Below are 13,650 nucleotides of genomic sequence, written 5' to 3' on the forward strand. Positions count from 1 at the left end.
AGAAACATGAACAGCGTAGTAGAAGCTCAATTAGAAGAGCTAGGTATCGAAGGTTACCTTACACAGCATCAATACAAATCACTGCTTAGATTCCTTACCTGTGGATCAGTAGATGATGGCAAAAGTACTTTAATCGGCCGATTACTGCATGACTCAAAGCAGATCTATGAAGATCAGTTAGCGGCCGTACATAACGACAGTCAACGTGTGGGCACAACTGGCGAGCGTCCTGACCTAGCGTTGTTGGTCGATGGATTACAGGCAGAGCGAGAGCAGGGGATCACGATTGATGTCGCGTACCGTTACTTCTCTACTCAAAAACGTAAGTTCATCATTGCCGATACTCCGGGGCATGAACAGTACACACGCAATATGGCAACAGGGGCATCAACGTGTGATCTGGCGGTGATCTTAATTGACGCACGTAAAGGTGTGTTGGATCAAACTCGTCGTCATTCGTTTATCTCAAATCTATTGGGTTTAAAACACTTTGTTGTTGCCGTGAACAAAATGGATCTTGTCGATTACTCACAGCAACGATTTGAACAGATCCGCGACGAATATTTGGAGTTTTCTAAGAATCTACAGGGTGAAATCGATATTCAGATTTTACCGCTGTCGGCTTTAGAGGGTGACAATGTTGTAGATGCAAGTGAGAACTTGAGTTGGTTCGAAGGTCCATCTTTGCTTGAGATCCTTGAAACGGTAAACGTTGATCGTGACAAGGCCGTTGGTGAGTTCCGTTTCCCAGTCCAGTACGTGAATCGACCAAACCTAGATTTCCGTGGTTTCTCTGGCACGATTGCGTCAGGTTCTATCAACGTTGGTGATGAGGTTAAGGCGTTACCTTCAGGCAAAATATCGAAAGTTGCTCGTATTGTGACTTTTGATGGCGACCTAGAGCAGGCACAAGCTGGACTGGCAGTGACGCTCACTTTGGAAGACGAAATTGATGTTAGCCGTGGTGATCTAATTGTTCTAGAAAAGGCGCAGATTGAATCGAGTAACCATCTCCTAGCTGATGTGGTTTGGATGACAGAGCAACCGCTTCAGCCGGGGCGTGAGTATGACATCAAGATTGCTGGCAAGAAAACAGTGGGTCGTGTTGAGTCCATTCGTCATCAGTATGACATCAATAACCTTTCAACCCATAGTGCGGTTGAATTACCACTCAACGGTATCGGTTTGTGTGAATGGACGCTGACTGAGTCAGTGGCACTCGATAGCTACACCTCATGCCAAGATACTGGTGGGTTTATCATTATTGACCGCTTAACCAATGTGACAGTTGGTGCTGGCTTGGTACGTGAAAGCTTGACTCAGGTGGAAACGAAAGTCGGTGATTTCTCTGCATTTGAGATCGAACTTAACGCGTTAATCCGCAAGCATTTCCCACACTGGGAATCAAAAGATATCAGTCAGTTACTTAAGTAACCGTCTTACTGGTAGGGAAGTAATATGTGGCAACAAGGATTTGTGTTAGCAATATTATTAGGCATAGTAACCTGCCTGTTGGCTACGCGGATTAAACCGAGTTATATCTTCGCAGGTGCAGCATTCATTGCTTTTCTTGGCGGAATGATTGAGCTCGGTGATGTTGCCACGAATTTTACTAACTCTTCTCTACTGACTTTGGTGCTGCTGATTTTGGCTTCAGCAGCATTGGAGAAAACGCGTTTGGTGAGTTGGGTCAGTCGTTCATTGTCTAATGGTCGTCTAGCCACTGTGGTTGCAAAACTTGGAATTTCAACCGCGTTACTCTCTTCATTTACCAATAACACCGCGGTGGTAGTATCTCTGATTGGTGCCATTAAGCGCAATCAGCAGCATGCCCCATCTAAACTGTTGATCCCTCTCTCTTATGCGGCGATTTTGGGTGGTACGCTCACTTTGATCGGTACATCCACAAACTTGATCATCAATAGCTTTGTTGAAGATGCCGGTTTGCCGAGTTTAGGTTTTTTTGCCCCCACGTTGATCGGTTTGTCTGTGCTGCTTGGTGGCTTGATGATCTTGATCCCCATGAGTTACTTTCTGCCTGATTATGAAGATCATACACAGGATGAGCTGCCTTATTTCTTAGAAGCGCGTGTCGAGCCTGGTTCGCCGTTAGTAGGACGGAGCATCAGTGAAAACAACCTACGTGCGTTACGTAAGTTGTTCTTGGCTGAAGTGGTTCGTGATGGTCAGACTATGCCTTCGGTCGAACCTGATTTTGTCCTTCAAGCTCGTGATCGATTGTTGTTTTGTGGTGATATCGAAAGTGTCGCCACTTTACAGGAGATTCAAGGTTTAACCCTATTTGGTCAACACCATCTTAATGGACAAGGGTTTGTTGAAGTCGTTGTCAGCTCTTCGGCCAGTTTCTGTAATAAGACGCTGAAATCGAGTCATTTTCGAGATCGATTTGATGCAGTAGTGGTAGCTATTCGTCGTGGCCACGAGCGTTTGCAAGGTGGCTTGGGGAATATCACTCTAAATGCAGGGGATACCTTAGTACTTGTTCCTGGTAAGCGTTTTGAACAAGAGAGACAAGCCCATCGCAAAGAGTTTGTGTTGATCAATGCGCTTGGTTCAAGTGCTCGTCTAGACACGAATAAATCGACTTGTGTGTTATTGGGTTTTGCTGGTGTCATATCCTTAGCTTTGCTTGACTTGTTTCCATTGATAAAAGGTTTGTCCGTCTTTCTTTTAGCGGCGCTCTTTTCTGGCGTCATCCAACTTGCCGAATTGCGTAGACGCTTTCCCATCGATATTGTAGTGATCGTTGGTTCGGCGCTGTCAATCGCACAACTGATGTTGTCATCCGGTTTATCGGTCAGTTTGGGTCAGATGTTTATTGAAGGATTCAATGGGTGGGGAGTCTTTGGTGCTTTGGTTGCGACTTACTTGCTTACTCTTATTTTAACTGAACTTGTTACTAACAATGCTGCGGCCGCATTAGCATTTCCAATTGGTTACAGTATGGCTTTGGGCTACGGGGTCGATCCTATGCCATTTATTATGGCGGTGTTGTTTGGTGCAAGTGCGAGCTTTATTTCACCCTACGGTTATCAAACTAACCTTTTGGTTTATAGCGTAGGAAATTACAAAGTTACTGATTATGTTCGAGTGGGAATTCCTTTATCGATTGTTTACTCCGTGTTGGTGTTAACGCTGATTCCACTCTTCTTTCCGTTTTAAAAGGACTCAATTATGACTACGGAAACACCGACTAAAGACGAAAATGTTGTTTGGCATCATCACTCGATTGACAAAGAATTTCGCGCCAAAATCAAAAGACAGCAACCCGTTGTACTTTGGTTTACTGGCTTGTCTGGCGCAGGTAAGTCGACCGTCGCCGGTGCTCTAGAAACGCGTTTGGCTGAATTGGGGCATCACACTTACTTGTTAGATGGAGACAATGTTCGTCATGGTTTGTGTAGTGATCTCGGGTTCTCTGAGCAAGATCGCCGTGAAAACATCCGTCGCATCGGTGAATTGGCTAAGCTGATGGCGGATGCTGGTTTGATCGTCTTGTCCGCTTTTATCTCTCCTCATCGTGCAGAGAGGCAGTTGGTACGTGAAATGCTGCCAGAGGGCGAGTTTTTAGAAGTGTTCGTCAATACTTCATTGGAAGTGTGTGAACAAAGGGATCCTAAAGGTCTGTATAAAAAAGCGCGTGCAGGGGAGATTACTAATTTTACTGGTATCGATTCTGAGTATGAAGCACCACTCAATCCAGAAATTGATCTTCGGGCAGGTGAAAAGTCAATTGATGAGCTGGTTGATGACTGCTTACAAGTATTAAAAGCCCGTAAGGTGATTGCATAAATAAAAAACGCTTCTCTAGAGAAGCGTTTTTTATTTGTCTATCTGTAATGTAATGGGTTATTCAAAACAGATCTCAATAAATGCGTTACCCCATTGAGAAGTGAACGGCATGATAATGATAGAACCTTCGCACTTGTGACGGATGGTGTGGCCTTTACCAGAGACAACGACAGGCGTCGCCATATCAAAATCAAAACCACTTTCGGCTAGGATACGTTTTGCACCACCCGTTACCATGTTAGTGATTTCACCCACCATGTCTGTCACTTCATCGTTCAGCCCATTAGGGCGTTCACCAAGCATATTCTGCATAATTTCAAGAGCGAGGTTTTCATCGAAAGTAATCGACATAGAACCGCGGCTTTGCGGACCTACCATCCCGATTAAACCTGAAACATCTCCACGTGCAATTTCATCTTTTTTGACACGAGGTTTCTGTGGCTTCAATTCCAGTGAAGCCATCGTTTTCAAAACATTCATCAATGAAGCTAAAAACGGGTTTACAAATTCAGCGCGCATAATCTTCTTCTATATCTTATTTCGCTTTGTCAGAGGCACATGACTGACAAATACCATGTGATTCAATAACGTGATTGTTGATGGAAAAACCATGTACTTCCGCATTCTTCTTTAGCAAGGCTACCAAACTATCATCTTGCAGTTCAATAACGTTGCTGCATCTGTCGCAAATCAAAAGATGCGAGTGATGCTTATGGGCATTGCAGGAGCAGCATTGAATATAGCTGTTGGTTGATTCAACACGGTGGATGAATCCCTGTTCGAGCAAAAAGTCCAAGGCTCGATACACAGTAGGTGGTTTGGCCTGGGGTTCACTTACTTTTAACTCGTCTAAAAGCTCATAAGCACTTGCAGCCTTTGGACTTGAGCAAATCAGCTCAAACACTCTTTTGCGTTGGGCGGTAAGCCTTACGCCTCTGGCTGCACATATATCTTCTATTTGCTTTACTAACTGCTGGTCCAAACTTATCACCGTTACCAATGGACATTTTTAATAATATACCATTTCTTGCGGTTTATCGTCGCTCTGTAGGTAATATCAATTCGCTATGTCAGCAGGTTACTTATTCGAAGGATGAATAGTGGTAGCCTGACTTTAATGGCATAAGTTACATTATCTACAATAAAAACGATACAAATTACAGCATTTTACTCACTTCTCATTGCCGGCTTGTGTCCAAGATCTGTAAACCGCGTTCAAAATCAAATTCTTCCAGTGCCTTAGTCAGCTCAGAGAGCTGGTTTCGCGACAAACCAATTTGCAGCCCAGATTGGAGTCCATTGATGATAGAAATTAACACGCCACCTCTTTAGTATTATTTTTTTATTGAGTGCATTGACAATATGGTGATGGTTTCACATATTTATATCAGCTTTGATTCATCAACAGAGGCTAGGTTGAGACTTATGGATAGATCAAACTTAAGGACGTTGGTCGATAGCATTCATGCTGAAATCAGTAACGATAGGCTACACGGGTTACACCGAACCAGTGTGGCATTGAAAGAAGCGATGACTGAATCAGACCGTAGAGAGCTTGTGCAGTATTTTAACTATTTCTCGGTTTGTACGTTCACTGACAACGAATTGATCTTGGAGTATCCCAGTCTTACACTATAAAAATGTTGGCTAACCGAAGGGTTGGCCTTTTTTATTTCGACACAGTGTTGATCCAATCACTACGTCATGGTGGCATGCTCTTATGCACTTTAACTGGTGTAGATAGACAAGCACATGATCTATCAATAGAGAACTTAACCGCTTATTGTCATTCCTTAGTATTCCCTCATTTTTCCTGAATGTTTTCTCTTCTGTGTGTATAATCGCGGATTCTGTTTTGACCACGATGCTCACTGTATAGCGAGACTCACCTTATGAAACCTGATAACACTAGTAAATACGCGGCTAACCGCTTTTCCATTGCACCTATGCTCGATTGGACGGATCGACACTGCCGTTACTTCCACCGCTTGTTGACTAACGAGACTCTGCTTTATACAGAGATGGTCACCACGGGGGCAATTATTCATGGTAAAGGTGACTTCCTAGCATATAACCAGGAAGAGCATCCAGTCGCCCTGCAATTAGGCGGTTCAAATCCTAAGGACTTGGCTACTTGCGCTAAACTGGCGGCAGAGCGTGGCTACGATGAGATTAACTTAAACGTTGGCTGCCCATCTGACCGTGTACAGAATGGCCGCTTTGGTGCTTGTCTAATGGGCGAGCCTCAGTTGGTGGCAGACTGTGTTGCAGCTATGCGTGATGTGGTTGATGTACCTGTAACAGTAAAGACCCGTATTGGTATTGATGATCAAGATTCGTATGAATTCCTGACAGACTTTGTTTCTATCGTCTCAGAGAAAGGCGGTTGTGAGCAATTTACTATCCATGCCCGTAAAGCTTGGCTTTCTGGTCTTAGTCCAAAAGAGAACCGAGAGATCCCACCACTGGACTACCCACGCGCATATCAACTAAAGAAAGACTTCTCTCATTTAGTGATCGCTGTGAATGGTGGCGTTAAAACTCTGCAAGAGACTAAAGAGCACTTGCAGCATCTTGATGGTGTGATGGTAGGGCGCGAAGCATATCAGAATCCCTATATCTTAGCTGAGGTCGATCAACAGATCTTTGGATTAGATAAGCCAATTAAAAAGCGTACTCAGGTTGTGGAAGAAATGTATCCATACATTGAACAGCAGCTTTCGAATGGGGCGTACTTAGGTCATATTACTCGTCATATGTTGGGTTTGTTCCAGAACATGCCGGGAGCTCGTCAATGGCGCCGCCATATTAGTGAAAACGCTCATAAGCCAGGATCGGGCATAGAAGTGGTCGAAGCGGCACTAGCGAAAATTCCAAAAGAGTTGAATGTGTAAAAATTACCAACGGGGTTGGTGAAAATTACCATTATCTATCGAAGAAAAGAGTGCTATTTAATAGCGCTCTTTTTTATTTTCTATATTTTCAATGCCTTAGCGTGTTGGTCAAGGTTGGCACGCATCCTGAAATAGAGGTTAGTAACAACAAAGGAGATTGATATGTTTGAGCTAATCTTTATTTTGGTATTTGTAGCAACATTACTGGTCACTGGAGTGACTATGGTTACCGTGTTTGTCGGAGTTGCTTTTTCTCTGGTAGTCATGGTGCTTCTAGGAATGGTTGGCGCAGTGATCAAGCTCATTCCATGGTTGATTGTGATTGCTATTGGCGTTTGGTTCTTCAAGAACTATGTGGTTCAGCCTCGATAACAGGACTCTACTGAGAAATATTTACTGGCTAGAGGTATGTCTATGTTAGAATTTGACGAACATCATACTTATCTAGCCATGTGCAGCTCGATTCGGGGCTGTCTGAAGTGAATACTTGGAGAACTAATCCCATGGGTTTTAAAACCGCCAGTGCATTCGCCATCGCGGCAGTCGTTTCTGCGTCAGCTTTTGCTGAGTCCTCTCTAACAACTAAGTTTGGCGCTGAAGCGTGGCTAACAGACACTAAAGTGAACGAGGTCACTCGAGATGGTGATACAACACCAAGTGTTTATGTAGCGGTTGAACACGGTATCAAATATGTGCCTGATGCACGTCTGCGCTACACGAGCGTTGATGCTGATTACATGGCTTTTGATAAACTGGATTTAACTTTGTACTACCGTGTTATGGAGCATGATTTAATGCATTTCGATGCGGGTATGACGTTCAGTGACCTAGGTAATACTAAATATATCAACCCTGAAAATAGCGCTAGCACAACGTTTGATAAAACCATTTGGGCTTGGTACGGTTATGCAGAAATCACGGTGCCTAACACCAATTTCGATGTCATCGGTGAAATGAACTTTGGTGATAGTAGCGGTATTAAGAGTACCGACTTGATGGCAGGTGTACAGTACCGCTTACCTGTTGGTGAGAATACATTGGCTTTCCGTGGTGGTTACCGCGTGATTGATTTGGAGTCGGAAGAGTTCCCGAATACTAAGGGCGACCCGTTTATTTTTGCTAATGGCTTCTTTGCTGGCGCAGAGTTTTCTTTCTAAACATCTGAGTCTATTTTTTAAAACGTCGCTATCTAAAGCGGCGTTTTTTTATATCTATTGATTATATCCGTTCATTTCGTTTAGCACTTTTTCTGTCATTGGCCATGCTTAATAAGGAATTTTCGCCAGAGAAAGGAACCTCATGACTATCACTGAACTTCGAAATCTATATCGTGAGAATCAGCTAGTTGAAGCCATTATCGAGCCTTCAGCACAAGAAGGAAGCTGGATTGTGGAATTTCGCCATGCTCGTGGTGGCTTTGTTCTTTTGACCGACTCTCACGGTGAAGAGTGTCATTATATGGACCTCGATCTAGCGTCAAAGTCAGCAATGGCGGTAGGTTTCAAGCAGGTTCGCGTAGAGGCAAAATAGCATTTGATGATTGTTGTCTCCCTATTCTTTAATTCAAAAAGTTATAAAACATTCACTTCTATTCTTTCTTGTTATTAAAGAGAGTGGTTAATCTATCATCACGCAATGAATAGGGATGTCGAGACCATGTCTTTAAACAAGAACGTGTCCTCTCAAGGAAACACGCCACAAGAACTACCATCGATCGCAGCTCCTCTGAATGATCAACAGCTGAACTCGCTACAACAGACCGTTGCAGACTTGTCTTCTCAGCAGTTGGCATGGGTGAGTGGATATTTTTGGGGATTGGCCCAAACACAGACCGTGTCTGCTGCCGCACCAATCAACCAAGCCGTTGCTGCTGTAGCGGCAAAGCCTGCTGGTAAACTATCAATTATTTTTGCTTCACAAACCGGCAATGCTAAAGGTGTTGCAGAAGCGCTAGAGCAAGAAGCAAAAGCCTTGGGTATTGAAGCAGAGCTATTCGATGCCAGTGACTATAAAGGTAAGAACCTAGCCAAAGAAACACATGTAATTATTGTGGCTTCAACGAATGGTGAAGGTGAAGCGCCGGACAATGCGATTGAATTGCATGAGTTTTTGCAGTCTAAGAAAGCACCTAAATTAGCGAACCTGAAATATGGTGTGATTGGTCTGGGTGACTCTAGCTATGAGTTCTTCTGCCAAACTGGTAAAGATTTTGACGCTTACCTTGCGAAGCAAGGCGCGACGGCTTTCATTGATCGAATTGATTGTGATGTTGACTATGAAGCGTCCGCGTCTGAATGGCGTGCTAAAGCGCTGGAGACAGTGAAAGAAGATCTCTCTTCTGGGCAAGAAGCGGATATAGTCCAGCTTCCAGTGGCTCAGGCTGCTGGACACTCTCAGTACAGTAAGCAAAAACCTTATACCGCCACTTTGCTGACTAGCCAAAAAATTACAGGCCGTGATTCAGGGAAAGATGTTCGTCATATCGAAATCGACTTGGACGGCTCGGGCTTAACATATCAACCGGGTGATGCGCTTGGGGTATGGTTTGAAAACAGCTCTGAGCTTGCTAACGCAATCTTAGCAAAAGTGGGTTTATCTGGGGTGGAAAGCGTTGAAGTGGATGGTGAAAGCCTGTCAATTCATAGTGCGCTGGTGGCTAAATATGAGATCACTGCATCTAACCCACAACTGGTCGCGAAGTACGCCGAACTGTCCGGTAGTAAAAAACTACAAAAACTGGCTCAAGATAAAGACCAATTGCGTGAATACGCAACCAATACCCAGGTCGTTGATGTTCTTGATGAAAAGAAAACCAAGTTAACCGCAGATCAACTGATTGGTTTGCTGCGTCGTTTGACCCCTCGCCTATACTCAATCGCTTCGAGTCAGGCAGAAGTAGACCAAGAAGTTCATCTAACCGTTGGCCTTGTTGAATATGATAAAGGTGACGATAAGCGCTACGGCGGTGCCTCAAGCTTCTTGTCACAGCGACTGGAAGAGGGGGGGGTGGTTAAAGTGTTTGTTGAAAACAACAATAACTTCAAATTGCCTCAAGATGACAACACTCCCGTCATTATGATTGGTCCTGGTACTGGTATTGCGCCTTTCCGTAGCTTTATTCAAGAGCGAGATAACCGCGATGCTGAAGGCAAGAACTGGTTATTCTTCGGTGACCGCACCTTTACTCAAGACTTCCTCTATCAAGTGGAGTGGCAGAAGTACCTCAAATCTGGATTACTTAATCGTCTAGATGTTGCTTTTAGCCGTGACCAAGTAGAGAAGGTCTACGTCCAACACCGCATCCTAGAAAATGCTGAGCAGGTTTGGCAGTGGATTCAAGATGGTGCCTATATCTATGTTTGTGGTGACGCAACTCGAATGGCAAAAGATGTGCACGAAGCATTGGTAATTGTTGCTGAGCAACAAGGCAAGATGTCTCGTGATGATGCAGAAGAATTTATTAACGACTTACGTAAAGCAAAACGTTACCAAAGGGATGTGTACTAATGAGTAATAAGCAGGAAGTATTGGGTGAAGTTCTAGGACCTCTTTCGGATAACGAACGCCTCAAAACTCAAAGTAATTTCTTACGTGGCACAATCGAGCAAGATTTACAGGACCGTATTACTGGTGGATTTACAGCAGATAACTTTCAGCTGATTCGTTTCCACGGAATGTACCAGCAAGATGACCGCGATATTCGAAATGAACGTGCTAAGCAAAAACTCGAACCACTGCACAATGTAATGCTACGCGCGCGCATGCCAGGTGGCATCATTACACCAAAACAGTGGCTTGCGATTGATAAGTTTGCTACCGAGCATTCGCTTTATGGCAGTATTCGTCTAACGACACGTCAAACGTTTCAGTTTCACGGTGTACTAAAGCCAAATATCAAGCTCATGCACCAAACCTTAAACAGCATTGGGATTGACTCAATAGCGACGGCTGGTGACGTAAACCGTAACGTCCTATGTACCACTAACCCAATTGAGTCTGAGTTACATCAAGAAGCTTATGAATGGGCGAAGAAGATCAGTGAGCACTTGCTGCCAAAAACCAAAGCGTACGCTGAGATCTGGTTGGATGGCGAGAAAGTGGAAACAACAGAAGATGACGAACCAATTTTAGGTAAGACGTATCTTCCTCGTAAGTTCAAAACAACGGTTGTCATTCCGCCACTAAATGATGTCGACGTACATGCGAATGACCTGAACTTCGTCGCGATTGGTGAAAATGGAAAATTAATTGGCTTCAACGTATTAGTTGGCGGTGGCCTTGCTATGACGCACGGCGATACATCTACCTATGCTCGCCGCGCAGATGACTTTGGGTTTATCCCTCTAGAAAAGACGCTAGATGTCGCTGCGGCAGTAGTCACCACTCAGCGTGATTGGGGGAACCGCTCAAATCGTAAAAATGCAAAAACTAAGTACACACTCGATCGTGTCGGTATTGATGTCTTTAAAGCGGAAGTCGAAAAGCGAGCTGGCGTGACGTTCTCAGATAGCCGTCCATACGAGTTTACTGATCGTGGTGACCGCATTGGATGGGTTGAAGGTATAGACGGTAAACACCACTTAGCTCTATTTATCGAAAATGGTCGTCTGCTTGATTACCCAGGCAAACCGCTTAAAACAGGTGTTGCTGAAATTGCCAAAATTCACAAAGGCGATTTCCGCATGACAGCAAACCAAAACTTGATTGTTGCTGGTGTAGCGAAAAGCCAGAAAGCAAAAATTGAAAAGATCGCCCGTGAACATGGTTTGATCGATGACAGCGTGAGTGAGCAGCGCAAAAACTCAATGGCGTGTGTGGCATTCCCAACATGTCCATTAGCGATGGCTGAAGCAGAGCGTTTCCTTCCGCAGTTTGTTACAGACGTAGAAGGCATCCTAGAAAAACACGGCTTACCAGAAGATGACAATATTATATTGCGAGTCACTGGTTGTCCGAATGGCTGTGGACGCGCAATGTTGGCTGAAATCGGATTGGTTGGTAAAGCGCCAGGTCGTTACAACCTGCACCTTGGTGGTAACCGAGCGGGTACGCGTATTCCGAAGATGTATAAAGAGAACATCACAGATAAACAGATACTAGAAGAAATTGATCTGCTAGTTGGTCGTTGGGCGAAAGAACGCGAAGAGGGTGAAGGGTTTGGTGACTTTGCTATACGCGCAGGCATCATCCAAGAAGTTAAAGTGTCTAAGAGGGACTTATATGCTTGATTCTGTCGCTTCCAAACCGAAGTTAGCAGAACTGCTCTCATTAACTAAGACGGAGCAAATACTCCGTCTTGCACAAATTAATGGTGAGCTAGAGAAGCTAACCGCTGAGCAAAGAGTTGCTTGGGCATTAGAAAACCTCGAAGGTCAGTTTGCGGTCTCTTCAAGTTTTGGTGTTCAAGCGGCTGTGATGCTACACCTTGTGACTCAACAGTCCCCAGATATCCCAGTCATCTTAACCGATACAGGCTATCTATTTCCCGAAACGTATCGCTTTATCGATCAGTTAAGTGAACAGTTGACTTTAAATCTCAAAGTTTATCGAGCAGTAGAGAGTCCAAACTGGCAAGAAGCGCGTTACGGAAATCTGTGGGAGCAAGGTATAGAGGGAATAGAGAAATACAACAAGATAAACAAAGTCGAACCAATGCGTCGCGCGTTGGATGAACTAGAAGTTGGAACTTGGTTCTCTGGCCTACGCCGAGAGCAATCTAAGTCACGTACCAACTTGCCGATCTTGTCTATCCAAAATGGTGTGTTTAAATTCCTACCCGTAATCGACTGGACTAATAAAGATGTTCATTACTACCTAGAAGAACATGGTCTGCCATATCACCCACTAAGAGATGAAGGTTATCTGTCCGTTGGTGATACCCATACCACGAAAAAATGGGAACCAGGAATGAGTGAAGAAGAAACTCGTTTCTTTGGTTTAAAGCGTGAATGTGGGCTTCATGAAGATGACGCTAATGAGCAAGATGGTTCCGGTATCTAATCTGCTCTCTTATATATAAGAAGAAAGGTCGCAATGCGGCCTTTTCTTTGGTCTAAAAAATAGCAATTGTGGATAACTCTGTGAGTATGATGTTTGCTAATTTGGGGTAAAGTTGGATAAATAAAGCTTTGAGCGAAAAAACGACATTTAGACGTTATTTTTGCAATTTTTTCAAAATAACGCTTGCCAATGTGAGCGCGATCTCTATAATGCCTCCTCGTCGACAGGGCAAGAGCTCACAAGGGTTCAAGCGAAGTCGATACGGTTAACTAGCCAAGCAAGTTGCTTGAAAAAAAGTTTGAAAAAAGTGGTTGACACTAAAACTTAAATCGCTAGAATGGCCGCCTCTTCCGAGTGATACAAATCACGCAGAAGAGAAGCTCTTTAAAAATATAGACCTATCAATCTGTGTGGGCACTCGTTGATGATAATCCAATTAGAAATTTCTCTAAATAAAGAGGGGTTTCAAATTAGGTTTCAATGAAACGAAGTGACCAAACGAGACTTCTTTTGGAAACATTAGAGGACTTGGCACAGTCAATTCATTATCGTTCTGTTGGAACGATAATAGCTTTAAAATTACATGTTTATGTTTTCATAAATATCAGTTTTGAAGTCAGTATTCATTGAGCCGAACAAAATCTTAAATTGAAGAGTTTGATCATGGCTCAGATTGAACGCTGGCGGCAGGCCTAACACATGCAAGTCGAGCGGAAACGAGTTAACTGAACCTTCGGGGAACGTTAACGGCGTCGAGCGGCGGACGGGTGAGTAATGCCTGGGAAATTGCCCTGATGTGGGGGATAACCATTGGAAACGATGGCTAATACCGCATAATAGCTTCGGCTCAAAGAGGGGGACCTTCGGGCCTCTCGCGTCAGGATATGCCCAGGTGGGATTAGCTAGTTGGTGAGGTAATGGCTCACCAAGGCGACGATCCCTA

Annotated in this window: 13 protein-coding genes and 1 rRNA gene; 12 read left to right on the top strand and 2 right to left on the bottom strand. The window is 44.1% G+C overall.

What is annotated here, in order from left to right:
* Window positions 1–6 precede the first annotated feature (6 nt).
* The 3 genes from cysN to cysC are packed head-to-tail and all read left to right on the top strand — an operon-like array spanning window position 7 to window position 3,813.
* The gene (gene cysN, locus ACQEXR_RS11725; protein WP_427020381.1) at window positions 7–1,434 is read left to right on the top strand and encodes a sulfate adenylyltransferase subunit CysN; all 1,428 of its coding nucleotides are present in this window, start codon (window positions 7–9) and stop codon (window positions 1,432–1,434) included.
* A 24-nt stretch (window positions 1,435–1,458) separates the two neighbouring features.
* The gene (locus ACQEXR_RS11730; RefSeq protein WP_427020382.1) at window positions 1,459–3,183 is read left to right on the top strand and encodes an SLC13 family permease; all 1,725 of its coding nucleotides are present in this window, start codon (window positions 1,459–1,461) and stop codon (window positions 3,181–3,183) included.
* 12 nt (window positions 3,184–3,195) lie between these two features.
* On the top strand, window positions 3,196–3,813 hold the full coding sequence (gene cysC / locus ACQEXR_RS11735; RefSeq protein ID WP_427020383.1) for an adenylyl-sulfate kinase: 618 nt from the start codon (window positions 3,196–3,198) through the stop codon (window positions 3,811–3,813).
* 57 nt (window positions 3,814–3,870) lie between these two features.
* Here cysC and ACQEXR_RS11740 read toward each other — a convergent pair whose 3' ends face one another.
* A complete protein-coding gene (locus tag ACQEXR_RS11740; protein ID WP_006878545.1) occupies window positions 3,871–4,332 on the bottom strand; it encodes a chemotaxis protein CheX in 462 nt (153 codons plus the stop codon).
* A gap of 16 nt (window positions 4,333–4,348) precedes the next feature.
* A complete protein-coding gene (gene zur / locus ACQEXR_RS11745) occupies window positions 4,349–4,813 on the bottom strand; it encodes a zinc uptake transcriptional repressor Zur (protein ID WP_138972797.1) in 465 nt (154 codons plus the stop codon).
* 425 nt (window positions 4,814–5,238) lie between these two features.
* Between zur and ACQEXR_RS11750 the strand changes: the two genes are divergently transcribed.
* The 9 genes from ACQEXR_RS11750 to ACQEXR_RS11790 all read left to right on the top strand — a co-directional run.
* Window positions 5,239–5,451 carry a hypothetical protein gene (locus ACQEXR_RS11750; protein WP_331427453.1) on the top strand — a complete coding sequence of 71 codons (213 nt, stop codon included), beginning with the start codon at window positions 5,239–5,241 and terminating at the stop codon, window positions 5,449–5,451.
* Window positions 5,452–5,705: 254 nt separating this feature from the next.
* Entirely contained in the window at window positions 5,706–6,707 is a 1,002-nt protein-coding gene (gene dusA, locus ACQEXR_RS11755; RefSeq protein WP_138972805.1) for a tRNA dihydrouridine(20/20a) synthase DusA, read from the top strand.
* 162 nt (window positions 6,708–6,869) lie between these two features.
* Window positions 6,870–7,079: an envelope stress response protein PspG gene (gene pspG / locus ACQEXR_RS11760; protein WP_269377131.1), complete on the top strand. Its 210-nt coding sequence runs from the start codon at window positions 6,870–6,872 to the stop codon at window positions 7,077–7,079.
* Between the two features lie 131 nt (window positions 7,080–7,210).
* A complete protein-coding gene (locus ACQEXR_RS11765) occupies window positions 7,211–7,864 on the top strand; it encodes a TIGR04219 family outer membrane beta-barrel protein (RefSeq protein ID WP_331417949.1) in 654 nt (217 codons plus the stop codon).
* Between the two features lie 142 nt (window positions 7,865–8,006).
* Complete coding sequence (locus ACQEXR_RS11770) at window positions 8,007–8,237, top strand: hypothetical protein (protein ID WP_269377133.1); 231 nt, start codon at window positions 8,007–8,009, stop codon at window positions 8,235–8,237.
* Window positions 8,238–8,363: 126 nt separating this feature from the next.
* On the top strand, window positions 8,364–10,214 hold the full coding sequence (locus ACQEXR_RS11775; protein ID WP_427020384.1) for an assimilatory sulfite reductase (NADPH) flavoprotein subunit: 1,851 nt from the start codon (window positions 8,364–8,366) through the stop codon (window positions 10,212–10,214).
* The gene (gene cysI, locus ACQEXR_RS11780; protein WP_427020385.1) at window positions 10,214–11,935 is read left to right on the top strand and encodes an assimilatory sulfite reductase (NADPH) hemoprotein subunit; all 1,722 of its coding nucleotides are present in this window, start codon (window positions 10,214–10,216) and stop codon (window positions 11,933–11,935) included. The genes ACQEXR_RS11775 and cysI overlap by 1 nt, the downstream gene beginning before the upstream one ends.
* Window positions 11,928–12,707: a phosphoadenylyl-sulfate reductase gene (locus ACQEXR_RS11785; RefSeq protein ID WP_427020386.1), complete on the top strand. Its 780-nt coding sequence runs from the start codon at window positions 11,928–11,930 to the stop codon at window positions 12,705–12,707. The genes cysI and ACQEXR_RS11785 overlap by 8 nt, the downstream gene beginning before the upstream one ends.
* 645 nt (window positions 12,708–13,352) lie before the next feature.
* A 16S ribosomal RNA gene (locus ACQEXR_RS11790) occupies window positions 13,353–13,650 on the top strand; the annotation flags it as partial.

The organism is Vibrio sp. TRT 2004 (genome assembly GCF_050113735.1).
Lineage (GTDB): Bacteria > Pseudomonadota > Gammaproteobacteria > Enterobacterales > Vibrionaceae > Vibrio.

Coding starts and splice junctions, on each gene's coding strand:
- cysN (WP_427020381.1), top strand. CDS start 7: ATGAACAGCGTAGTAGAAGCTCAATTAGAAGAGCTAGGTATCGAAGGT.
- ACQEXR_RS11730 (WP_427020382.1), top strand. CDS start 1,459: ATGTGGCAACAAGGATTTGTGTTAGCAATATTATTAGGCATAGTAACC.
- cysC (WP_427020383.1), top strand. CDS start 3,196: ATGACTACGGAAACACCGACTAAAGACGAAAATGTTGTTTGGCATCAT.
- ACQEXR_RS11740 (WP_006878545.1), bottom strand. CDS start 4,332: ATGCGCGCTGAATTTGTAAACCCGTTTTTAGCTTCATTGATGAATGTT.
- ACQEXR_RS11750 (WP_331427453.1), top strand. CDS start 5,239: ATGGATAGATCAAACTTAAGGACGTTGGTCGATAGCATTCATGCTGAA.
- dusA (WP_138972805.1), top strand. CDS start 5,706: ATGAAACCTGATAACACTAGTAAATACGCGGCTAACCGCTTTTCCATT.
- pspG (WP_269377131.1), top strand. CDS start 6,870: ATGTTTGAGCTAATCTTTATTTTGGTATTTGTAGCAACATTACTGGTC.
- ACQEXR_RS11765 (WP_331417949.1), top strand. CDS start 7,211: ATGGGTTTTAAAACCGCCAGTGCATTCGCCATCGCGGCAGTCGTTTCT.
- ACQEXR_RS11770 (WP_269377133.1), top strand. CDS start 8,007: ATGACTATCACTGAACTTCGAAATCTATATCGTGAGAATCAGCTAGTT.
- ACQEXR_RS11775 (WP_427020384.1), top strand. CDS start 8,364: ATGTCTTTAAACAAGAACGTGTCCTCTCAAGGAAACACGCCACAAGAA.
- cysI (WP_427020385.1), top strand. CDS start 10,214: ATGAGTAATAAGCAGGAAGTATTGGGTGAAGTTCTAGGACCTCTTTCG.
- ACQEXR_RS11785 (WP_427020386.1), top strand. CDS start 11,928: ATGCTTGATTCTGTCGCTTCCAAACCGAAGTTAGCAGAACTGCTCTCA.